General features: G+C 62.4%; 19 protein-coding genes and 1 tRNA gene. 8 read left to right on the forward strand and 12 right to left on the reverse strand.

Annotated features, from left to right (window positions below; genetic code table 11):
- Window positions 1-366: 366 nt before the first annotated feature.
- Window positions 367-633: a WhiB family transcriptional regulator gene (locus QM716_RS07730; protein ID WP_283303974.1), complete on the forward strand. Its 267-nt coding sequence runs from the start codon at window positions 367-369 to the stop codon at window positions 631-633.
- A gap of 47 nt (window positions 634-680) precedes the next feature.
- Here QM716_RS07730 and QM716_RS07735 read toward each other — a convergent pair whose 3' ends face one another.
- From QM716_RS07735 to QM716_RS07745, 3 genes are all read right to left on the reverse strand, one after another.
- On the reverse strand, window positions 681-2024 hold the full coding sequence (locus tag QM716_RS07735) for an ABC1 kinase family protein (RefSeq protein ID WP_283303612.1): 1344 nt from the start codon (window positions 2022-2024) through the stop codon (window positions 681-683).
- 4 nt (window positions 2025-2028) lie between these two features.
- Window positions 2029-2943 carry a hypothetical protein gene (locus QM716_RS07740; protein ID WP_283303613.1) on the reverse strand — a complete coding sequence of 305 codons (915 nt, stop codon included), beginning with the start codon at window positions 2941-2943 and terminating at the stop codon, window positions 2029-2031.
- Window positions 2944-3044: 101 nt separating this feature from the next.
- Complete coding sequence (locus QM716_RS07745) at window positions 3045-4445, reverse strand: zinc-dependent metalloprotease (protein WP_283303614.1); 1401 nt, start codon at window positions 4443-4445, stop codon at window positions 3045-3047.
- 123 nt (window positions 4446-4568) lie between these two features.
- Here QM716_RS07745 and QM716_RS07750 point away from each other — a divergent pair, with 123 nt between their 5' ends.
- Window positions 4569-5591, forward strand: coding sequence for a YlbL family protein (locus tag QM716_RS07750; protein ID WP_283303615.1), 1023 nt, complete (start codon window positions 4569-4571; stop codon window positions 5589-5591).
- Window positions 5592-5603: 12 nt separating this feature from the next.
- Here QM716_RS07750 and QM716_RS07755 read toward each other — a convergent pair whose 3' ends face one another.
- Window positions 5604-6206, reverse strand: a complete 603-nt coding sequence (locus QM716_RS07755; RefSeq protein WP_019747831.1) for a PPA1309 family protein — start codon at window positions 6204-6206, stop codon at window positions 5604-5606.
- Window positions 6207-6374: 168 nt separating this feature from the next.
- On the opposite strand from QM716_RS07755, the gene QM716_RS07760 reads away from it, so the two are divergent.
- Window positions 6375-9350 (forward strand): UPF0182 family protein, encoded by a 2976-nt coding sequence (locus QM716_RS07760; RefSeq protein WP_283303616.1) that lies wholly within the window; start codon window positions 6375-6377, stop codon window positions 9348-9350.
- Between the two features lie 88 nt (window positions 9351-9438).
- Here the strand turns inward: QM716_RS07760 and QM716_RS07765 are convergent, their stop codons facing one another.
- A complete protein-coding gene (locus QM716_RS07765) occupies window positions 9439-9993 on the reverse strand; it encodes a transglycosylase family protein (protein WP_283303617.1) in 555 nt (184 codons plus the stop codon).
- 450 nt (window positions 9994-10443) lie between these two features.
- Here QM716_RS07765 and QM716_RS07770 point away from each other — a divergent pair.
- Both QM716_RS07770 and QM716_RS07775 read left to right on the forward strand, forming a co-directional pair.
- A tRNA-Met gene (locus tag QM716_RS07770) sits at window positions 10444-10517 on the forward strand.
- A 72-nt stretch (window positions 10518-10589) separates the two neighbouring features.
- Complete coding sequence (locus QM716_RS07775; protein WP_283303618.1) at window positions 10590-11366, forward strand: esterase/lipase family protein; 777 nt, start codon at window positions 10590-10592, stop codon at window positions 11364-11366.
- Between the two features lie 45 nt (window positions 11367-11411).
- Here the strand turns inward: QM716_RS07775 and QM716_RS07780 are convergent, their stop codons facing one another.
- From QM716_RS07780 to QM716_RS07795, 4 genes are read right to left on the reverse strand one after another with little or no spacing between them, the layout of a single operon-like run.
- A complete protein-coding gene (locus QM716_RS07780; RefSeq protein WP_283303975.1) occupies window positions 11412-12056 on the reverse strand; it encodes a GntR family transcriptional regulator in 645 nt (214 codons plus the stop codon).
- A gap of 60 nt (window positions 12057-12116) precedes the next feature.
- Window positions 12117-13172, reverse strand: coding sequence for an isopenicillin N synthase family dioxygenase (locus QM716_RS07785; protein ID WP_283303619.1), 1056 nt, complete (start codon window positions 13170-13172; stop codon window positions 12117-12119).
- Window positions 13169-14074 (reverse strand): ABC transporter permease, encoded by a 906-nt coding sequence (locus tag QM716_RS07790; RefSeq protein WP_283303620.1) that lies wholly within the window; start codon window positions 14072-14074, stop codon window positions 13169-13171. The genes QM716_RS07785 and QM716_RS07790 overlap by 4 nt, the downstream gene beginning before the upstream one ends.
- Complete coding sequence (locus QM716_RS07795; RefSeq protein ID WP_283303621.1) at window positions 14071-14853, reverse strand: ABC transporter ATP-binding protein; 783 nt, start codon at window positions 14851-14853, stop codon at window positions 14071-14073. The genes QM716_RS07790 and QM716_RS07795 overlap by 4 nt, the downstream gene beginning before the upstream one ends.
- A 317-nt stretch (window positions 14854-15170) precedes the next feature.
- On the opposite strand from QM716_RS07795, the gene QM716_RS07800 reads away from it, so the two are divergent.
- The 3 genes from QM716_RS07800 to QM716_RS07810 are packed head-to-tail and all read left to right on the forward strand — an operon-like array spanning window position 15171 to window position 18657.
- Window positions 15171-16295 (forward strand): ABC transporter substrate-binding protein, encoded by a 1125-nt coding sequence (locus tag QM716_RS07800; RefSeq protein ID WP_502941996.1) that lies wholly within the window; start codon window positions 15171-15173, stop codon window positions 16293-16295.
- 15 nt (window positions 16296-16310) lie between these two features.
- Window positions 16311-17288 carry an isopenicillin N synthase family dioxygenase gene (locus QM716_RS07805; RefSeq protein WP_283303623.1) on the forward strand — a complete coding sequence of 326 codons (978 nt, stop codon included), beginning with the start codon at window positions 16311-16313 and terminating at the stop codon, window positions 17286-17288.
- 40 nt (window positions 17289-17328) lie between these two features.
- A complete protein-coding gene (locus tag QM716_RS07810; RefSeq protein WP_283303624.1) occupies window positions 17329-18657 on the forward strand; it encodes an amidohydrolase family protein in 1329 nt (442 codons plus the stop codon).
- A 6-nt stretch (window positions 18658-18663) separates the two neighbouring features.
- Here QM716_RS07810 and QM716_RS07815 read toward each other — a convergent pair whose 3' ends face one another.
- The 3 genes from QM716_RS07815 to QM716_RS07825 form a co-directional block, all read right to left on the reverse strand.
- Window positions 18664-20301: an acyl-CoA synthetase gene (locus QM716_RS07815; RefSeq protein ID WP_283303625.1), complete on the reverse strand. Its 1638-nt coding sequence runs from the start codon at window positions 20299-20301 to the stop codon at window positions 18664-18666.
- Between the two features lie 171 nt (window positions 20302-20472).
- Window positions 20473-21678: an acyl-CoA dehydrogenase family protein gene (locus QM716_RS07820; protein WP_283303626.1), complete on the reverse strand. Its 1206-nt coding sequence runs from the start codon at window positions 21676-21678 to the stop codon at window positions 20473-20475.
- A gap of 27 nt (window positions 21679-21705) precedes the next feature.
- Window positions 21706-23154 (reverse strand): acyl-CoA dehydrogenase family protein, encoded by a 1449-nt coding sequence (locus tag QM716_RS07825; protein ID WP_095969288.1) that lies wholly within the window; start codon window positions 23152-23154, stop codon window positions 21706-21708.
- Window positions 23155-23163: the final 9 nt, after the last annotated feature.

Below are 23163 nucleotides of genomic sequence, written 5' to 3' on the forward strand. Positions count from 1 at the left end.
TGCCGCCCCCATGCTGCCGCGTGCAGCGGGATGGGCGCAGCATGCGTTCCGCCTGCGCCCTCAAGCAGCAGCAAAGAAAGCAGCTGTCGAGTCCGTGTTCTTAAGCCATCGAGGTATTTCTCGGTAGGACACATCCGTTCACTTACGGCCACGGACCCGCAGCCCCTGCGGACCGTGGCCTTTGTGTTGGATACCCCTCTTGATCTGGTTTCCGACTCGGCTCAGGTTCGCACCCATCGAACCCATATCGTGCGACACAGTTTCGCATCCGAGCACTAGGAGACCGAGTTGTCTGCCCAGACAATCCGCGTGGAATCCGAAAACTCCACCACTGCAGTAACATCCACCGACGTCACTTCGGCTGCAGTGACGTTCATCGAGGTCGCGTCCACCCGCCGCGACCTGCCGTGCCGGGCATCCAACCCCGATCTCTGGTTCGCCGAATCTCCGGCCGAACTCGAGCAGGCCAAGGCACTGTGCGCGCAGTGCCCCATCCGTTCCCGTTGTCTCAGTGCGGCTCTCGACCGCGCCGAGCCTTGGGGGGTATGGGGAGGCGAGATCCTTGATCAGGGGGCCGTCATAGCGCGCAAGAGACCGAGGGGGCGCCCACGCAAGCAACTCGTGTGCGCGTGAGAGCCCTATTCGGCGGGGCCGGTGTCGTATTCGGCGGGGCCGGTGTCTTATTCGGCGGGGCCGGTGTCATCGAGAGCCGGCTCCGCGAACCCTGGCAACCAACGAGTCAGGATTTCCATGTACGGGGCATATGCGTCCAACTGGGCGCATATGCCGACCGAACCGAGAAGAACACGGAAGATCATCAAATACTCGGCCGGAAGGTTGAGTGCACGGGCCGTTCGGAACTGCGCACTGTTGAAGTCAGTGGCGGTTCCGGCGGCCTTTTGCAGCCATGACCGAGTGAAGTGAAATGACTCGGTCTGGATCGGGTCGGTGAACGGCCGCAGGTAATCTGCGATCTCCTTGTCGGTCACCGTGCGCCCCGGAATCACGAAACCGTTGGCGCGCAACAACTCCGTCAACTCGTCGAATTGCTCTTCGACCGCCAAGCGCACCATCGTGCCGAGAACCCGTGGCAGTCCGTTCGGGAACGGCGCAGCAGCACCGAAGTCGATGACGCCGAGTCGCCCGTCCTCGAGAAGCATGAAGTTGCCGGGGTGCGGGTCACAGTGGAGCAACCCGACACGGGCCGGAGACGCGAAGTGGAATTCGGCGAGTAGTGCACCGGCAGCATTGCGCTGATCCGGCGTCCCACTTTCGATGATTCTGGTCAACGGGGTAGCCGTCATCCATTCGGTCACGACCACTTTCGGCGCGCTCGCCACGACGTGCGGGATCACGAATTGCGCATCCCCGTCGAATTCTTTCGCAAAAGCTCGCTGATTGTTCGCCTCGATCCGATAGTCGAGTTCTTCCTCCGTGCGCGCGGTGAACTCCTCGATCACGGGTCGCACGTCGACACCGGGCATGACCGAACCGAACAGGCCGGCAAATCTGCCCAAGGTTTTGAGATCGGCGCGAAGAGCTTCGTCGGCGCCGGGGTACTGAACTTTGACGGCCACGTCGCGGCCGTCCGCCCAGACCGCTCGGTGAACCTGCCCGATGCTTGCCGACGCGGTCGGTTCGTCGTCGAACGACTGGAATCGGTCGCGCCACTTGGTTCCGAGTTGATGGTCGAGCATCTTGTGTACTTGCTTGGTCGGCAGCGGCGGTGCGGCGGCCTGCAGCTTGTTCAACGACTCACGGTACGGCTCCGCGAATTCCTCCGGAATAGCCGCCTCCATGACGCTGAGCGCTTGCCCCAGCTTCATCGCGCCGCCCTTGAGTTCGCCCAGCACCGCGAACAATTGCTCGGCGGCCTTCGCGCTCAACTGTGCGTCGATCTCGCCTTTGTCGCCGCCGGCGAGCTTGCGTCCGAAGCCCATGGCGGCGCGACCGGCCATCCCCAGGGGGATGCTCGCGAGTTTGGCAGTACGGGCAGAACTCTTGCGTGGGATCTCGGACACCACACCATCATGTCTGACTGGGGCGTCCTTTGCCCGAAACAGGTGCCAGGTATTGGCAACTGCAGGATATTTGCCGAGGCCAGCGCCTCGTTGTGATTCGATACGGACGGAGCGCGATCTCGAGCGTCGACGACAGACTGGCCGCGGATGCGGCACCGCGCCGGTCCACCACACCAAGTGCCGCGTCGATCTCGGCCAGGGCCAGCGCGACACTTGCATGGATCATCGCCGATTCCGCGTGGCCCGCGCTGCCGAGTAGCTGCGCGGACAGATGAAGCCAGTGAGGGTCGAGTTCGGATCGGATGATGTCGGCGCACCGCAGGCAACTCGACTGACCCGGTAGGACAAGAGGGCCGACAACACCGTTGCCGTCCCGGATGCGGACGGAAAGGTGGGGGAGCCCGCATCGAACGAGATCGCTGACCAAGCGAGGATCTGTGACGACGTCGTCGGCCAAGACCACCAGTTGTTCGTTCCACGTGCGCACGACGTCGGTGTTGCGATAGCCCCGCGAGCGTCGCGTCGTGATCCCGCCGGTGACCAGTGCGCGCTCGACGGCGTCCGAGAGTGGACCGACGCCGTGGATCCGGACGGACGCGGTGCTTGTGCCGGCAGTGTGGACGAATCCGGAATCGGCGAGTTGCTCGAGCAACTCCTCCGTCACCGACGTCGAAATCCCGCGCTTCGACGCTTCCCAGAGGATGGTCGCGCGGGATCTCGAGCCGTCCATCGTGCGCAGGATCGACTTCACCGCCCGCGCATCGACCCCGACAGGCAGCGTCAGCAGGACGGCGCGTCCGGGTGTCCATCCCAGCTGCAGTCGACCGTCCGGGCGCGACAGAACAGCGATCCGTGGATCCCATCGGGGTCCCACGGATCGCTGTGTGTTCTGTGTCGTGCTGTTCTGCGTGTCACCGGTCATCGCTCGATGCTGGCATGACGCGCTGCCGGCGAGTCCGCATCAGCGGCAGTTATCCACAGGCCGTCAGCTTGGCTGAACTGCGAAAATGTGTCGAAGAAGAATTACTTCTCTTCGTCGTCCTCGCGGGTCTTGTCCATCGCTGCCTCAGCCGCGCGCTCTTTTGCCTCGACGGCTTCGAGCTGGGCGATCGGGTCGTCGAAGTTGCCGGCTTCGCCGCCGCCGAGGACACGGACGACAAATCCCTCCGGTGCGTCGAGATCGCTCGCATCGGGCATCAGGTCGGGATGCGACCAGACGCCGTCACGAGTATCCATACCGGCTTCCGCGGTGAGCTTCTGCCACAATCCGGCCGCTTCACGGACCTTGCGAGGACGAAGTTCCAGTCCGACCAGCGTCGCAAAGGTCTGTTCGGCAGGGCCGCCGGTGGCACGGCGACGCCGCAGCGTCTCGCTCATCGCGGCGACACCGGGCAGTCGCTCGCCGAGTGCGGCGGTGACGACCGTCTCCACCCAACCCTCGACCAGCGCAAGCAGTGTCTCGAGACGCTCGAGAGCGGCTTTCTGCTCGGGTGTGTTCTGCGGCTCGAACGTGCCCTGCTGCATCAGCGCTTCGAGCTTGCTCGGATCGGTGAGAGCGGACGGGTCGAGGTCCTTGGCAAATTCTTCCATCGCCGAGAAGTCCATCGTGATCCCGCGGGCGTACTCCTCAACTGTGGCGAGAACACGCTGCCGCAGCCACGGAACGTGACTGTAAAGGCGCTGATGAGCTGCTTCCCTCGCGGCGAGGAACACCAGAACTTCCTGATGCGGCTGTTCGAGCCCCTCACTGAAAGCCTGAACCGCGGCGGGGAGAAGGGCCGCGGTGCCTTCGGGTCCGAGGGGCAAGCCGATGTCCGTGGAGGAGAGCACCTCGGTGGACAGTTGGCCCAGTGCCTGGCCCAACTGCGACCCGAAGGCGAGTCCGCCCATCTGGCCGAGTATGCCCAGCATCGGGCCCGCCATCTGCTGTGCTTCGGCCGGAAGTCCCTGGACCCACATGCCCGATACCTTCTCGGCCACCGGATCACAGAGTCGCTTCCACGTGTCGATCGTGTTGTCGAGCCAGTCGTTCGGAGTCCAGGCGAGGGTGCGGCTCGCTCCGGCGGGAAGCGTTGTCGCGGCGTCCAGCCACATCTCCGCCAGGTGTGCGGCGTCGGCGATCGCCTTGACATTGCCCTCGGTGATCGGTGCGACCGATCCGATCTGTTGGCGTGCCAGCTTCTTGGCGATGTCGTAGTTCACTGGGCCGGACGTTCCGCCCTGGCCCATCGACGAGCCCATTCCGCTCAGCATCTGACCGAACTGGGTGAGCATCTGGCCGAGTTGAGCCGGATCGAATCCCTCACCGCCCGCGCCGAACCCGAACGGCGTGTCACCACCCCCGAACGGATTGCCACCCGCCGCGTTCTTGTCGCGATCGGGATCGTCGTCGGAGTTGGAGAAGCCGAACGGCATATTGCTCATACCTCAACGGTACAAGGGTTGAGGGGTCGGAGTCGCCCTCCGAGTCACGCTGACGGCGAACACGCACGGCGCTCAGGCGGTGCGATCGGTGCTCCGGCGCCTTCGCGCTTTACTCTGGATCAGGTGAATCGACGGATAGTGACGCTCTTGGCCGCACTCGCACCCATCGTCGTGTTGGGAGTCGTCGGAACAATGGTCACTGTTCCTTATGTCGCGCTCGGTCCGGGCCCCACCTTCAACACGCTCGGCGACGTCGACGGTAAGCCCGTTGTCGACATCCAGGGGGCCGAGGTCGATCCCACCGACGGCAACCTCAACATGACAACGGTGTCTGTTCGCGACGGCCTCAACATCTTCGAAGCATTCGGGCTGTGGGCGAGTGGCAGCAACGGACTCGTCCCACGCTCGGAGATCTATCCGCCCGAGAAGTCGAAGGAAGAGATCCAGCAGGCCAACACCGCCGACTTCCAGCAGTCCGAGGACAGTGCCGAGTTGGCCGCACTCCACTTTCTCGGCAAGCCGGTGGCACTCACTGTTTCGAAGGTGACCCCCGACGGTCCCGCTGCGGGTGCGCTGCAAGAGGGTGATGTCCTGGTCAAGATCGGTGACACTCCGGTGACCACCATCAGCGGCGTTCAGGACACGGTCGGGGCGATTACACCCGGCACTCCGATCAACGTCACCGTCGTTCGCGCGGGTGTGGAGACCGTTGTGCCGGTCACGGTCGGGGCGCGGCCCAACAAGCCCGAATCGGGTTACCTCGGCGTCACGCCGGACGAGGTCCCGGATGTCCCCTTCACCGTGCAGTTCAACCTTGCCGACATCGGTGGTCCTTCTGCCGGACTGATGTTCACACTGGCCTTGGTGGACAAGCTGACTCCGGGGGAGCTCAATGGCGGAAAGTTCGTGGCTGGAACGGGCACGATCGACTCCGCCGGTGAAGTGGGTCCGATCGGCGGCATCAGGTACAAGTTGATCGCCGCGTCCGAAGCAGGTGCGGAGACATTCCTCGTGCCAGCCCAGAATTGTGACGAGGCGAAACAGAATGCGCCGGACGGGCTTCGACTCGTCAAGGTCGACAACCTGCCCGGCGCAGTGGATTCACTCGAGAGCCTCAACACGGGCGGCGACGCACCCCGCTGCTGAAAGCTGTCTCTGTCAGTCTTCTTCGACCTCGTCGAGCGTCGCGTACAGCGCGTGCACGAGGTGAGGTGCAAGACCGTCGTAGGTGAGCAGTTCCAAGTCGCCGTACGGATCCGCATCCTCGTCGGGACGCATCTGCAACAGCGACAGTGACGGACCGTCACGCAGCACGCCGACGAACAGTCGAGCTTCGCGTCGATCGGGATGCGCGTTGGCAGTCAGCCGAGCGACCTCGTCCGCCGCGTGCTGATCGGTCAACACCGGCGCTGTGGCGTGATCGAGATCCGATTCCGCCTCGGGCGGTAGGACGACGATTTCCTGCACCAGGATGCAACCCTGCACCGACTCGGGCCAATGCGTCGTTGCCAGGAACTCGTCGAGTGCCCGTGAACCGCCGATGATGTCCTCGGGGAGCGATTCCTGCTCGATCGGTGTGTATTCGGCGCCCTCGGCGAGTTGGTCCAGCAGTCCGGGTTCGGCCGCGGCGAGCATCTCGGTGGGTACCAACGCGTACAGCTTCGGCGGTTGATCCCAGCCTTCGGCGTCGATGTGGTCGACTACTTCATGAACGCACCGGGCGAGGGCACTCGGTGATCTGCTCATATTCTCTTCACTCACACGTTCATCCTCGCACCTTCTGCCTGGCTTCCCGCTCTCCGTGTTGTCAACCCGTGACCGTTGTTACGTAGAGTGGTCGGGAACGGCCAAGTCCACTCGGGCGTGGCCGCAGTGATCGATGCAATCGGTTGCGACGCCACGGCGTCGCCAAATCTTGGAGCGTGGCACGTGGGCATGCGGCCCCCCGCAGGTTTACCCTCTCTGTCCAGACGCAGTCGAATCTTGTTGGTGGTGGCTGTCGTTGTGGCGGCCTTGCTGCTCGTGGGGCCGCGACTGATCGGCATGTACACGGACTGGTTGTGGTTCGGCGAAGTCGGCTTCCGTGGTGTCTTCACCAAGGTTCTGCTGACGCGATTCATTCTGTTCCTCGTAGTCGGAATTGTCGTCGGAGCCATCGTGTGGCTCGCGATGCTTCTCGCCTACCGTGCGCGTCCCGTCTTCGTCCCGGTCTCCGGACCCAATGATCCGATCGCGCGCTACCGGACGACCGTCATGTCGCGACTGCGTCTGTTCGGCGTGATCATTCCGATTGCGATCGGCATCCTGTCCGGTCTCATCGCGCAGTCCAACTGGGTCACCATCCAGTTGTTCCTCAACGGCCAGGCTTTCGGTATCACCGATCCGCAGTTCAACATGGACGTCAGCTTCTACACGTTCGATCTGCCGTTCTACCGTTTCGTGTTGAACTGGTTGTTCGTCTCGATCCTGCTGGCCTTCGTGGCAAATCTGATAACCCACTACGTTTTCGGTGGAATCAAATTGGCCGGACGGGCGGGGACGTTCACTACCGCCGCTCGTGTGCAGTTAGCCATCCTGGCGGGAACTTTCGTACTGCTGAAGGCCGTCGCCTACTGGCTCGATCGCTACTCGTTGCTTTCGAGCGGCCGTAAAGAGCCCACGTTCACCGGCCCGGGTTACACGGACATCATGGCTGTGCTCCCGGCAAAGCTGATATTGATGTCCATCGCGATCATCTGTGCCTTGGCTTTCTTCGCTGCGATCTTCACCCGCGACCTCCGTATCCCGGCCATGGCCGTTGCTCTGCTGGTTCTCTCGTCAGTACTCGTCGGCGCAGTCTGGCCGATGATCGTCGAGCAGTTCTCGGTCAAGCCCAACGCGGCGGACAAGGAGAGTACGTACATCGAGCGGAACATCGCAGCCACCAGGCAGGCCTACGGAATCACGGACGACAAGGTCACATATCAGCCTTACTCAGGTGACGGTGACGCAGTTCCGCGCGAAGTGCCGGCAGATGTCACGACTATTGCCAATGCTCGTCTCCTCGATCCGAACATTCTGTCGCCAACCTTCACTCAGCAGCAGCAGCGCCAGAACTTCTACGGGTTCCCGCCCTCGCTCGACATCGATCGTTACGACATCGACGGAGAGATGCGCGACTACATCGTGGCGGCGCGTGAGATCTCACCGAACAACCTGCAGGGAAACCAGACGGACTGGATCAACAAGCACACCGTCTACACCCACGGTGACGGCTTGGTGGCCGCTCCGGCGAACAAGATCACTGCGCCGGTCCTCGACCCGACGAAGGACAACGCGAACAACAACAATGCGGGCTACCCGATCTACACGGTCAGCGACATTGCCTCGCAGGACGCAGGAACACAGGTCATCAAGGTCGATCAGCCGCGCATCTACTACGGCGAGGTCATCGGTCAAGGCGCTGACGATTACGCAATCGTCGGTGGTGCCGGTGGTTCGGAAGCTCGCGAGTACGACACGGAGCAGACCAAGTACACCTACACCGGTTCCGGCGGCGTCTCGATCGGAAACTGGGTCAATCGCCTGGCATTCGCGGCGAAGTACACGGAGAGAAACATTCTCTTCTCGGGTGCCGTCGGTTCGGACTCAAAGATCATCTACAACCGTGATCCTCGCGATCGCGTCGGTCAGGTTGCTCCGTGGTTGACCACTGACGGAGATGCGTACCCGGCCGCAGTCGACGGCAAGATCGTCTGGATCGTCGATGCGTACACCACGCTGGAGAACTATCCGTACGCACAGCGCAGTTCACTGGACGGACTGGTCGCGGACAGTGTGGATGCAACGACCGGCCGCTTGCTGCCGAAGAAGGAAGTGTCGTACATCCGCAACTCGGTCAAGGCAACCGTCGATGCCTACGACGGCACCGTGACGCTCTATCAGGTCGACGACAACGACCCGGTTCTCAATGCGTGGAAGGGCGTGTTTCCGGACACGGTCAAGCCGCAGAGTGACATCTCGGACGATCTGAGGGCGCACTTCCGCTACCCTGAAGACCTGTTCAAGGTCCAGCGAGAAATGTTGGCGAAGTACCACGTCGACAATCCGACCGAGTTCTTCACCAACAACGCTTTCTGGTCGGTGCCCAACGAGCCGACGGTGGAGAATTCGAAGGAAAATGAACCGCCGTACTACGTGATGGTGGGGGACCAGGAAACCGGCGCGCCGTCGTTCCGGCTCACAAGTCCGATGGTGGGATTCCAGCGAGACTTCCTGTCGGCCTACATCACAGTGAATTCGGATCCGAAGGACTACGGCAAGATCACTGTTCTGCAGTTGCCCGTCAACAAACAGACGCAGGGTCCGTCACAGTCGCAGAACTCGATGATCTCGGATGCTCGCGTGGGCTCGGAGAAGGCACTGCTGGAGAGAACAAACACGATCCGATACGGCAACCAGTTGGCCTTGCCGATCGCAGAGGGTGGAATTCTCTACGTCGAACCTATGTATACCGAGCGAAGTAACACGACGACCTCGTTCCCGCAGCTCTCCCGAGTTCTGGTGAGTTACCAGGAGTCTGCGAAGGCGGGCAGCAGGGTTCGTGTCGGATACGCATCCACGTTGGCCGAGGCACTTGATCAGGTCTTCGACAATGGTGGAGCCGCGGGCGCTGCCACGGCACCGGGTGGAACTGCCACGACGGAACCGCCGGCGGGAACCGAGACCACCCCCGCACCGACAGCGCCGACGACGCCTGCAGGTCCGGCATCATCGGGGGACGTGTCGAAGGCTCTGGCCGAGGTCAATTCGGCAATGGCGGCATTGAAGTCGGCGCAACAGAGCGGTGACTTCAGTGGTTACGGAGCCGCGCTGGATCGCCTGCAGAAGGCCGTTGACGCTTACCAGGCGCTGCCGCCCAGCTAGTCGACCTCGCTCGTGTGTCACAGAAGGCCCACCATCCGATCGGATGGTGGGCCTTCTTGTGTGCTCAGGTGAAGCTGTATGAGCTGAATCAGCGCAGTGCTGCAACGATCGGTGCGTTGGCATCGGAGAGCTGCTGGAACTGTGCGGCAAAGCCGTACTGGCCGGCGAGGTCACGAGCGGTGTCGTAGGCCTGCTGTGCTGCGGGCTCGAGCTCGGCCGGGATCTCGAGAGCGGGTGAAACTGCGGGTGCCTCGGCGACGGGAGCTGGTGCTGCTGCCGGAGCTTCTTCGACTGCGGGCTCGCTCGCGACGGCCAGACGCTGGCCGCAGACGGGCCATGCGCCGGGGCCCTGGCTCTGCAGGGTGTTCTCGGCGACGCGGATCTGCTCTTCCTTGGAAGCGTTGGCGGGCGAGCCGCTGCCACCGTTGGCGGTCCAGGTGCTCTGCGAGAACTGCAGGCCGCCGTAGTAGCCGTTGCCGGTGTTGATGTTCCAGTCGCCACCGCTTTCGCACTGTGCTACGCCGTCCCAGTTGTGGGTGGCTGCGGAAGCGGTGCCGGTGCTGATAGTGAGGGGCACTGCGACAAGTGCGCCGGCTACTGCCAATGTGCCGAGTGCACGCTTGCTGATGCTGGTGTACGTCATGTCGGGGTAAATCCTCTCCGCGCTTGCTGACATCGGCGGGCCTGCGGGTCGGCGGTGGTGCTGACTTTCCCGGGCGCTTGTCTCTCCGTGTCTCTGCCCCTCGAAGGTTTCGGGGGTTGCGATCCCGCGGGGCAGAGTCGAGCAGCGGCGGGTCGGCGTTCGCCCGGTTGATTCGGGCCGGGACCGACCGTACGGGAGCGCCGAACGAGGGTCGATTCGCGATTTTCCGGACTTCCTGGTCTGCTCTCGTCGGCAAACTTCGGCGTTTACGCTGGTAGAGCCTTTTCGATGCGGTTTCGAGGTACGTTCGTTACATGCTTGTTATGTGTTGATGCTCACGGGAATTTTGTGAAGCCAGTCACTCGGATTTGGGACTTTCAGGCGTGTATTTCACTCCAGCGCAGGCGATTTGCGTTCCGTTCATCTGCTCGTGTAACTTTGTCCATGCATCGCGGGGTGGAGCAGCTCGGTAGCTCGCTGGGCTCATAACCCAGAGGTCGCAGGTTCAAATCCTGTCCCCGCTACTAGAAAAGGACCGCCGCACTGGATTCCAGTGCGGCGGTCCTTTTTGCATGCGTCCGTCGTAGTGTTGCGTCGTGCGACTTTCGAAGATCCTCTTGGCGATGACGGTGCTTACTTCGCTGGCGATTGCTGCACTGGTGCTCCCTGCGGGCAATGCCGCAGCCGGTGGATGGGGCACGACTGGGAAACGCGTGGTTCTCATCGTTCCGGGCCAGCAGCTGTACAGCTCAGGTGAAGCCCATCAGGCGCCTTACCGCGCCCTCGACGAGGCACTGAAGGATGCGGGCTACGAGACGCATTTCGTTGATGCACCCGGCAAAGTGATTGCGGCCGACGCTGAACTGATCGCCAAGTCGATTCGCACCTACGCTGATGACGCTGATTCCGTCGGAGTGCTCGCGCACAGTGCGGGAGGATTGAGCTCCCGGTACTACGCGAAGTTCCTTGGTGGCTCGGACATCGTGGATTCGTTCGTCGCTGTTGGCGCACCGCAGTACAGCAGCCCCGGTGGCTGCGTGCAAGGCCCCGCCGACGGCTACGACACCTGCATGTTCTCCGAAGTTCTCACCAAGCTCAATGCGGGTGAGGACACTCCTGGTTCCGCCTACTATTCGGTGGTACAGAGCTCGGGTGAGTGGGCGGACGGTCGGCTGGCCGGGGGCCAGTGCCGGGTGTACATCGATGGCGTTCCCGGTGCCGGAACCGGAGCAGACCACCTTGCCGAGCTCGAGCACCCGGAGGTGATCTCGGGAGCGATCAGTGCGTTGGGCCGCGACTGTGTCGGTACGTTCGTGGACGAGAACGAGGGCGACATCACCTGGCCGGACACGTTGTTCCCGTCCTTCCGGTAGCGCTTCGGGGTCCGTGCTTCAGGTCCGCGTTTCAGGGTCTCGGCATCAGACTCGGGTCGTTCGGACGAGTAGCCCGGCTACGTGCGCGCTCGCGGCTGTTCTCGCTCCCAAGGCGTCACCCGATTCGATCGCCGCGACTATACGAGCGTGTTCGGTGACTGCGATCCGGCGATTGAGCTCGAGGCTCCACATGTCCGAACGGTAAAGATGTGACTGCCCATCCAGACGGTGTAATGCTTCACTGAGCGGGTGATTACATGCAGTCTCACGAATCAACGTGTGGAACTCGAGGTCCAGCTTCGAATCCCGTCGCTGGTCCGGCGGACTCTCGAGAAGTTCGCGTTGCACCTGCACCATCTTGCTGAGCTGCGACACGGTTTCGTGAGTGGCATTCGCCGTAGCGTTGAACGCTGCGAGACCGTCGAGCACCTCACGCACCTCGAAAACAGCGCGCAGCGACTCCGCGTCCAGCGAATCGACTTTTGCACCCGCATTTCGGGTATGGACGGCGATGCCCTCGTAGATCAACTGCTGCACGGCCTCGCGGACCGGCGTTCGACTGACATTGAGTTTGCTCGCCAGCGCGGGAACACTCAGTGGTGTCCCCGGCGCCAGCTCTCCCGAGAAGATCAGTTCGCGAAGCGTCTCGTGCACGGACTCGGTGAGCAAAGCTCGTTCGGTGGTGGTCATCTTGTCCTCACTTCGATCCTGCACGGTATTGACGGTACCCGGGAGCGCTACCCGGCACCGTTACCCGGCGGCGCGCACCCGGTCAGCGCTGCGACGGTCGACCTCGGGCGCCGTCGCGCCTTTCAGTCCGGCCACTTTGGCCGCGATGTTCTCAGCGATCGTGATCGGCGGGTATCCCACTTCGCCCGGTGCGAGTGTTCCTGGCAGTGCTTCGATGACGGCGTCGTAGTTTCCGTCGAAAAAGAATGCGGCAGAGCGACGTCGGATGATCTGACCGTCGACGATCGGCGGGTCGACTCGGTGCACTGTCGAGCGCCATCGGTCGTTCGTCCAGCGCGCCATCGCGTCACCGAGGTTGATCAAGAGTGCGCCGTCGGCAGGTTGGACGTCGTGCCACACGCCTTCGGTACTCAGAACTTGAAGGCCGGGAACCTGATCTGCCCACAGGATGGTCAAGATTCCGAAGTCGGTGCGAGCGCCCATTCCCGTCATGTCGCCGGAGATCCGGATCTCGCCCTCGGGCAGTGCGTAGTTGTTCATCTTCATCGCGTCGATCGAGTGGTCGAGCATCGAATCGAAGTGCCCGGGCTGCAATCCGAGTGCGTCAGTGAAGGCGCACATCAGGATTCGTGCCAAACTCTGTGCCTGGCGGAAATACTCCTCGATTGCCGGTCGGAAGCCGGGCGCAGCGTCGGGCCAGGTGTTGGCGGCGTAGCTGGACTGGGGTAGGTCGACGCCCGGATAGTCGCTCACCTCTGTACCGACGACTATCGCTTCGTAGAAGTCGTTCATCTGGTTCGCAGACGCAACGCCCAGGCTCATGCTGAGTGACTCCGACTTCGGTGGTGAGTAGCCACGATTCTCGGACGAGGGGCGGCGATAGTTGTTCTTCACCGCAAGCGGGAGAGCAAAGAACTCGTCGAGAGCGTCGGCCAGTCCGTCGGTCGCTGATCGTGGAATATTGTGCCCGACAATCTGTATGAAGCCGACGTACCGGCACGCGCGATCGAGTTGAGCCGCGACCTCTGCACAGGCAGTGCTGTCAGTGGCGTTCGCAAGAGTTGTCTCGCCGTGGAGGTACGGGCTGATGTCGATGGTGGGTATTTCGAAGGTCATCTAAAGTCCTTGCGGCCGGACGTGTGCCATTTACCGACGAGCACACGTGAGAGGAATCCAAAGGCAGAGAAGACGAGGACGCCGAACACCGACGCGATCACGATCGCGGCGATCAGGTCCTCGGACTGAAGGCGGCTTCGGTAGACGTCGAGCAGAGTTCCGATCCCGGGTTGTCCTTTGGCGAAGAACATGTCGCCGATGATGGCGCCGACGACAACAAGGCCGGACGCGGTACGGATACCGGTGAGAATGGCCGGCATTGCCGCTCGCAGTTCGAGTTTCACCAGTCGATCCCAACGCGAAGCTCGTCCGAGGGTGAAGAGTTCGTGCAGTCCGCGATCGACCGACTGTAATCCGAAGTGTGTGTTGGTGATGATCGGGAAGGCTGCGATGAGAACACACACCAGGGTACGAGCGGTCATGCCGTAGCCGAACCAGAGGCCGATGAGGGGCACTATGGCAAGGATGGGAATGACCTGCAGCACAACGGCGTACGGATAGACGATCCGCTCGATCCACTTGGCTTGGCTCATCAGCACGCCGGTTCCGACGCCGACTGCTACCGCGACAACGAAGCCGACCAGCGCAACCTGCGCCGTCACTGCGAGGGCTTCGAGCATGGGAGAGAGGTGTTTCCAGTCGAGCAGCGACTTGGTCAGCACCTGACTCGGTGGTGGGAGGAGAAACCGACGTTCGGGGGAGAGGACGAGGTAGCTGACGATCGACCAGGCAGCGACCGCGCCGGCAAGTGAGAGCAGCGGATAGAGGACGAGGGCACCGAGCGCTCTCATTCGAGAGGGCCGTCCGGTCTGTGCCTCTGCTTGTGTGGTGGTCGCAGAATCAGAGCGAACAGCGGTATTGCGTGTGGTGTTGCCTCGCCCAACTGCAAGAACTTCGGTCATCGTAGGCTCCCGTGCAGACTGGCCGAGATATCGGCGACGTATTCGGTGTAGCGGGCGTCGTAGCGCAGTTCCGGGCTACGTGGGTAAGGGAAATTGATGTCGACGACCGAATGTATTCGTCCGGGCCTGGCGGTCATGACAACCACCTTGCTTGCGAGGTACACGGCCTCGGATACCGAGTGCGTGATGAACAGCGAGGTGAATCCCTTGTCGGTGTACAACCTTTGAAGCTCCACCTGCATCTCCAGTCGGGTCATCTCGTCGAGTGCGCCGAAAGGTTCGTCGAGCAGCATCACAGCAGGTGCGAGCGTGAGGGCGCGAGCCAACGACACGCGCATCTTCATTCCGCCGGACAACGCGTTGGGCAGTTGCTGCGCAAAGTCTGCAAGGCCCACCGCGCGGATTGCCTCGTCGGCGCGCAACTTTCGCGCTGCTTTGTCGCCGCCGCCGAGTTCGGCCGATAATTCGACGTTGGCCTGCACGGTTCGCCAGGGCAGGAGAGTCGGCTCCTGGAAGATGAAGCCAACTGATTCGGTGTCGAGGGCAACCGCACCGCTGGTCGGTCGCTCGAGGCCGGCGGCCATGCGCAACAAAGTCGACTTGCCACAGCCGGAGGGTCCGACCACGGCGACGAATTCTCCCCGCTCCACGTCCAGATCGATGCCGTCCAGCGCAACTGTGCCGGTGTCGAACTTCTTGACGACGTCGGAAAAGACCATCTGCATCGGCGCGGTGAGCTTGCGAGCGTCGGCATCCTGCATCGTGTTCGCGAGTTCCATCTGAGCCTCCGGTTTGATAATGCATGCAAAAGTTCTTCAAGATGTAAGACACATCTTGGATTGCATGTATGTCGTCGAGATTGCTGAATGTAAATGTGAGGTGACATTGCAGGTAAGGGGAGGCTCTGGGCGTGCGTTACCTGATGGAAACAACCAGACGATTGCATGTAATCCAAGTGCTGCAGAGTGTGCTCATCGGATCACCCTTCTTGGTTCGCCCACATCCCAATTGTTTTCACGAAGGAGACGCTGTGTATTCGAATCGCAAGGTGAATTCCAATCGCAAGAGTGTGGGAGCGGCCGGCGTGGCACTGGCCATGTGTGCGGCCATCGGATTGACTGCTTGCAGCTCCAGCGAAGCCGAAACGGCCAAGGCCGAATCGCTCGAACCGGCTGCTGAGGCTCAGAACCTGACGGGACTCTGTCCGGAAAACGTTGTGGTTCAACTTCAATGGCAGCCGCAGTCGGACATGGGAGCACTGTTCGAGATGCTGGGTCCCGGGTACTCGGTCGACACCGATGACAAGTCCGTCAGTGGAACTCTCGTCGCAGAAGGGAAGGACACCGGAGTTGACCTGACATTGCGAGCAGGGGGACCGGCAATCGGGTTCCAGTCCGTGAGCTCCCAGATGTACGTCGACGATTCGATCACCCTCGGCCTCGTGCACGGCGATCAGGTGATCGCGGCAGCAGCAAGTCAGCCCGTCGTGGCCGTCACTCCACTGCTCAAATACAGTCCGGCAATCCTCATGTGGGACAAAGATTCTCATCCGGACTGGACGAGTGTTGCCGATATCGGCAGGTCCGACGCGAGCGTCGTCGTTTCCAAGGAGCAGCTCTTCCCGCAGTGGCTCGTGGCAAAAGGATTACTGAAGCAGTCCCAGCTCGACACGAGCTACGACGGAGCTCCCTCGCGATTCGTCGGTGACCCGACCATTGCTCAGCAAGGATTCGCGAATTCGGAACCCTACACGTATGAGAAGGAGACGCCGGCGTGGGACAAGCCGGTTTCCTATGACCTGCTGAAAGATTCGGGTTTCGACATCTATGCGTCCAATGTTTCCGTCCGTGCCGACAAGGTCGAGACACTCTCGCCGTGCTTGAGCAAGCTGGTTCCGATCATTCAGCAGGCCACGGCCGACTACATCACCGCGCCGGATGCTGCGAATGCCGCCATTGTCGACGTCGTCTCGCAGGACGTGTCGTTCTCGCCGTACACCGAGGGTGAGGCAGCGTTCAGTGCCCAGCTCCTTAAAGAGAAGGGCCTGATCGCGAATGAGGCGGACGGCTCCGTCGGGACGTTCGACATGACCCGAGTCGCCCACACCGTCGAAGAACTGAAGCCCATCCTGATCGCCGGGGGTGCGGCGATACCGCAGTCACTGACCGCGGAAGAGATCTACACCGACAAGTTCACCGATCCGTCCATCGGAATCCGCTGAAGGAGCTGACAGTAAATGACTTACGACATGACAGAACTCAACCGCGAGACCCGCATGGGTGGCCTGGGCACCGAGACCACGGACCGCGAGGTCCGGAGAATCGATCTCGCGGACTTCGAGAACCGGCGCAGCGAGATCGCCGAGGAGTTGTGGTCGGCAGCGACCGACATCGGGTTCTTCCAAATCGTCAATCACGGAATCGATCTGGACCAGGTTCGCGAGGCGTTTGCGGCGGCCGAGGGATTCTTTGCGCTCCCCGCGGAAGTCAAAGCGCAGTATCCGCTCGAGAAGGGTTTCAACTCGGGCTGGGAGAGTATGACGCAGGTGCGTCCGTCTATCGGAACACCTGATCAGAAAGAGTCCTACCAGGTGACCCGGCCACACATGGGAGACCTGTGGCCCACAGCGGACGAATTGGCCGGATTCCGCGAGACGATCCTGGACTTCGAAGCCAAGTGCTGGGGCATTGCAATGGACCTGCTCTCGTGCTTCGCCGAGAAGCTGGGATTCGAACGAGACTTCTTCACCAAGGCGCACGATCCGTCGGTGGAGAGTTACCAAAGCACACTGCGATTGCTGCATTACTTTCCCCTTGCCGCCGACGCGGATGTCGAAGGGATGTGGCGTGCCGGTGCACACACCGATTTCGATTGCCTGACATTGCTATTCCAGCGTGACGGTCAGGGTGGTTTGCAACTGTGCCCAGGCAAGGAGATGGACACCCAGGAATGGACGACGGTGGTGCCGGCCGAGGAAGCGATCACCTGCAATATCGGCGACATGCTGATGAGATGGAGTGATGATGTCCTGCCGTCGAACTTTCATCGAGTGAAGAGCCCCGGAGTGACCGACTACCGGGGACCTCGCTACAGCCTCGCGTTCTTCGCTCAGGCGAACCGTGACGTGACCATCGAGGGCCCTGCGGGCAAGTACCCTCCGATCACCGCTGAGGACTACATCGACCAGCGAGTGCGCGCGAACTTCGCCCGTTGATCCGCACCCGTTCCGTCTCACACTTTCAGGAGAATTGTCGATGACTACCGCACACCGGAACTTGGCCGACACGATCGTCACGGACGTCACGCTCTACAGCGGCGGCCAATGGCTGAGCGGCCGCGATGTTGTCGTCTCGAACGGCGTTGTCGAATCGATCGAGGTTTCCGCCGGGAGCGCCGGCGCGGGCAGTGTAGACGGATCGGGGGCGTATCTGATCCCGGGGTTCGTCAACACCCACACGCACCTTCAACAGTCACTGATGCGTGGGATCGCCGAAGGGACACCGCTTCTCGAATGGTTGCTCGCGGTCGCGGAAGAGTCCGTCCAGATCACGCCGGAGCGCGCATACGCGGCCGCCGTCGCAGCATCGTTGGAAGCGTTGCGCAGCGGTACGACCACCCTGGTCGAACACATGTGGCCGCACCCGTCCAGTGAAGTTCACGACGCCGTGATCCGGGCGTTGCGCGACACCGGGATTCGAGCCGTGTTGGGGCGTGGGGCCGCAGACAGGGCGGACACGACGAGGAAGTGGGGGTTTGATCCACGGCTGATGCAGCCACTCGGAGATGTTCTCGCACATACAGATCAGATGATGCACGACGTGGCCGGTTCCCGCGTCGACGTGGCAGTGGCGGTACCGAATCCGCGATCGCTGACCACGGAGGGGATGTCGGCAGTGCGTGAGTTCGCGCAGTCTCGCGACATGACGGTCTCGATCCACCTGCTCGAGACGCAGACGGATAACACCATGTGTACTGAACATGCAGGCATGAACGCTGTCGACTACCTCGATTCCCACGGATTTCTGTGGGATCGGGTGCTGGCGGTCCATTGTGTGGAACTCGACGATCGTGGCCAGAAAGTGTTGGCGGAGCGCGGCGTCGGAGTGTCGTACAACCCGGTCAGCAACATGCGCCTCGGCAGCGGAATCGCACCGGTCCCGAGCTTCCTCGACGCGGGAATCGCGGTGGGGTTGGGCGTGGACGGTGCGGCCAGCAACGACACCCAGGACATGCTGGAGACGCTGCGCACGGGCGCCTACGTGCAGCGAGCCGCGCGCGGCCGCGCCGACCTGTTCGGCTTCGGAGCCATGATCGACATCGCGTCCGGCGGTGCGAACGCAGCGCTCGGTCTACCCGCCAGGTCCGGCGGAATCTCCGTCGGTGATCCCGCTGACCTCACCATGATTCGGTTCGAACGAGACTTCGGTTGCCTCCCGGTACGAGATCCGGGTGCGTCCATTCTCACGACGGGCAGTCGTCAGATCGTCGACACGGTGTTGGTTGCAGGCGAGGTCGTGATTCGTGACGGGCATTCCACTCGCGTCGACGAGGCGGAATTGATCCGGACACTCAGCGCTTTGTGACTGCGATCAGTCCTCGCTGACCTCCATCTCGATGAGGACGCGGCGCAACAGCTTTCCCGTGGCGTTGCGGGGAAGTTCGTCGATGAAGATGATCTCGCGGGGAACCTTGTAACGGGCCAGGTTGGACCGAACGTGGTCTTTCAATTCGTCGGAGTTCTGCTCGGCGCCGTGAGCGGCGACGACAAAGGCTCGTAGGCGGTGGCCGAAGTCGGCGTCTTCGACTCCGATCACGGCGGCTTCCAGGACGTCCTCCCGGTCGGCGAGGAGGTTCTCGACCTCGAGCGGGTAGACGTTCTCGCCGCCGGAAACGATCATGTCGTCGTCGCGGCCGTCGACGAAGAGGAGGCCGTTGGCGTCGAAGTGTCCGACGTCGCCGGTGGAGAGAAGTCCGTCGATACGTTCCTTGTCCCGCCCGTCGGTGTAGCCCTCGAAGCTCAGTCCGCTCGCGACGAAGATTCGGCCGATCGTGTGGGGAGTGGTGATTTTCCTGTTGTTTTCGTCGAAGAGTTCGACGTGGCACGTCACTGGAGCCCGGCCCGCGGTTCCCGGAGCGATGGTCAGATCCTCGGGAGTCGCGACCGTGGCCACGGCGACCTCGGTGGATCCGTACAGGTTGTAGAGGACGTATCCGAACGAGGCAGTGACTCGCTTACACAGGTCGGGCGAGAGCGACGAACCTGCCGAGAAGATGATCTTCAGGTTCGACGTGTCGTACTTGGACAGCACCGCGGGACCGAGGTCGATGATGCGAGTGAGCATCGTCGGGACCACTACCAGACTGTCGCACTTGTATTGGGCGACAAGTCTGATCGTGTTCTCCGGGTCGAACTTTCGATGCATGATCACGGTCTGCCCGAGCGCCAACGCGAGAGCGAACTGCGAGACACCGGTTCCGTGGAAGGCCGGGGCGGCCATCATCATGGTCTGTCCACGGCGCAACGGGACACGGTCGAGGAACTGCGCCGAAGCGAGCGGCGAGGTGTGGCCACGCGGCGCACCCTTGGGAGTTCCAGTCGTACCGCTGGTGAGGAGGACGAAGCCACCGTTTTTCTCGGGAGCCTGCACCGAGGACGTGGTGCGTCCGGCGATGGCCTCGTCGAGAGTCGTCGCTGAGGAGCTTTCGGCGGACGCGTCCGTCTCCGGCCACGAGCGATACCGGACGACGTCGCCTGGCAAGGCATCGGCGATGTTCGCGAACTCGTCGTCGTAGACGAAGGCGACCACCTTCTCGCGCGCGGCGACGTCCACGAGTTGGGGCCGAGCGAAGCCCGTGTTCATGAGGACGAGCTTGGTTCCGTTCTTTGCCGCAGCCAGCATGGTCAGCACCAAGCCACGATGGTTGCGGCACATCGCGCCCATGACGGAGTCGGACGTGATGCCGTCCGCCTGCCATGCACGGACCAGTGCGTTGCTCTGACGTTCGAGTTCGGCGTAGGTGATGGGCCCGCGCTCGTCGACGATGGCAACCGCGTCGTAGCCGTTCTCGGCGTGGGCGTGAACCGGTCCGGCAAAGGGTCCGTATTTGTCCACCGCTGCAATGGATTTGAGTCCGCGGTCGAGGCGGGGAAATGGGACGAGTCCGGCTCGGAACATGACCCCCGCCGCGCCGATGGTGTCAGTGACCTTGGTGACCAATCCGGGCATACGTGAACCTCTTCCGAGCGTCGTTGTAGGACTGATTACACACTAATGCGCAAACGCGGCTCGGTGGTGGAGTTTCCGGATGGCGACCGAGCACTCCGCCCCGCCATCTCGGAAGGTGGCGGGGCGGAGCGTGTGCGATGTTGTTTTTCTGGTGTCCGACCTACGGGACCGTCACTTCAGTTCGGCGGACGACTTTCCGAGCAGGCGGCGTGCGACGATCAGCTGCTGGATCTGCTGGGTGCCCTCGAAGATATCGAGAATCTTCGAGTCGCGGCCCCACTTTTCGAGCAACGGGCGCTGCGAGTAACCGTAAGTGCCGGCCAACTCCACGGCCTTGAGCGTCACGTCGGTGCCAGTGCGGCCGGCCTTCGCCTTGGACATCGAAGCTTCGAGCGAGTTCGGCTTCTTGTTGTCGGCCATCCACGCCGCGCGCAGAGACAGCAGGTACGCGGCCTCCCAATCGGCTTCCAAACGGATGAACTCGGCTGCAGCTGCATGTTGGTTGTAGACCGGTGTGTCGTAGGAGATCTCGACTCCGGCTTCGGTCAGGACGGCGCGCAGTTCTTCGAGAGCTGCGCGTCCGACGCCGACGGCCATGGCTGCAACGAGGGGCCGGGTGTTGTCGAACGTCTGCATGACGCCGGCAAAGCCCTGCTCCACGTTGACCTCCGGGCTGCCGAGGATGTTGTCTGCCGGAATGCGGCAATCCTGGAGCAGGAGGACGGCGGTGTCCGAAGCCTTGATGCCCAGCTTGTGCTCGAGACGAGCGACGCTCAGGCCCGGGGCGTCACGCGGTACGACGAACGACTTGATGGCCGCGCGGCCCTTCGACTTGTCGACCGACGCCCACACGACGATGTGCGTCGAACGCTCACCGGCGGTGACGAAGATCTTCTCGCCGTTGAGGACCCACTCGTCGCCGTCGAGAACCGCGGTGGTGGTCACGGCGGCGGAGTCGGAACCGAAACTTGGTTCGGTGATGGCCATCGAGGCCCACACCTTGCCGAAACGTTCGAGCTGCTCGTCGGTGGACACTGCGGCGATCGCTGCGTTGCCGAGTCCCTGGTAGGGGATCGAGAGCATGAGTCCGACGTCGCCCCACGATGTTTCGAGCGAGTTGAGGAGCGCGGACATGTTGCCGCCGTTGGCGTTGCCGCCCTTGGCGCTCGCGTCGGAACGTCCGCCGCTGGCACCGCCGATGTCTCCACCGGAATCGGAGAGGCCTTCGACCATGGCGGCCATGGTGTCGAGCTCGACGGGGTACTCGTGCTCGGCCAGATCGTACTTACGGGAAATGGGTCGGAAGATCTGCGCCGCGACCTGATGTGCCTGGTTCGCTGATGCTTTGAGCTTCTTGGGAAGTTCGAGGTTGATCATCGTGGTTCTCCTGGAAGTTCAGCGGCGTCAGATGAGGACGATGCCCTCGGCAACGCCGATGGCACGGAGGTCGCGGTACCAGCGCTCGACCGGGTGTTCCTTGGTGAACCCGTGTCCACCGAGGAGTTGCACACCGTCGAGGCCGATCTGCATGCCCTTCTCGGAAGCCAGCTTCCGGGCCAGAGCGGATTCGCGGGCGAAGGACAAGCCCTGCTCGGCGCGTGAAGCGCCGCGAAGCGTGACCAGACGAAGTCCGTCGAGTTCGATGCCGATGTTGGCGACCATGAAGGCAACCGCCTGGCGGTGGCTGATCGGCTCGCCGAACGCTTCGCGCTCGTTGACGTACGGAATCACGTAGTCGAGAACTGCCTGGCTGGTGCCGACGGCCATGGACGCCCAACCGAGGCGGGCCAGGCGAATGGCGTCGGCGTATTCGGCCTTGCGCTGATCGGCGTCACCGTCACCGAGCAGTGCGGACTCCGACACCGCGACGTCGGTGAGGATCAGGCGACCCAGACCGGCGGCGCGCAGACCCATGCTGGGATCTGCTTCGACGACGAGTCCCTTGGTGTCGGACTCGACGATGAAGAAGGACGGCTTGCCGTCGAGTTCTGCAGCGATGACGAAGAGCTCGGATGTGGCCGCTGCCGGCACCAGGCTCTTGACGCCGTTGAGCTTGTAGCCGCTGGGGGAGCGAACTGCCTTGGTCTGCAGGGCAAACGGATCGAACAGTGCGCGAGGCTCGTTGACCACCACTGCTGCGCCGGGGACCTGCTCGCCGGTGAACGCCGGGAGGTAGGTCTTCTGCTGCGCGTCGGTGCCCCACTGCGTCAGTGCGACTGCGACACCACTGGGTGCGAGGATCGGCAGTGCCAGGCCCATGTCTCCGTGCGCAAGTGCCTCGGCAACAAGAGAGTTGGTGACCGCGCCACGATCGGCGGCCGCTCCGTCGAGTTCTTCGGGAACGTTGATCAGCGTGATACCGAGCTCGGCCGCACGCTTGGAGAGATCGGCGGGTGCCTGAGCTGCACCGTCGGCGTCGTAGGCCGCGGGACGCAGAATTTCGGCCGCGAACTCGCGCACGGTCTCGACGATCATCTTCTGATCGTCGTCCGGGGTGAGGTCGAAGTAGTCGGCATTCTTGCTCGGGTTGTCAGGGAGGCGCTTGGGTGCACCGTTGCCCGAGACCTTCTGGAATCCACGAGTAGCGGCGCCCAGGGTTTTGAAGCCTGTCTTGGTGCCCTCGTAGGTCACGCGATCGATGGTCTGACGCAGATTGAACTTCTCGGCCAGTTCCGAACCGGTGATCTTGGTAAGCACACGCATGGCTGCGCCCATGGCGTCGCGTTTGATCGGGTTCAGGCCGACGGCGGACGTGTCGCGGGGCGCACCCTTGGCGCCGCCGCGCTGCGCGCCCGATTCGCTGCGCTGAGCGCTCTTGTCGGGGGCAACACTGTCTTGCTTGGTCATGATCACCAGCTGTTT

It is taken from the genome of Rhodococcus sp. IEGM 1409, assembly GCF_030056735.1.
In the GTDB taxonomy this organism is placed as follows: domain Bacteria; phylum Actinomycetota; class Actinomycetes; order Mycobacteriales; family Mycobacteriaceae; genus Rhodococcus_F.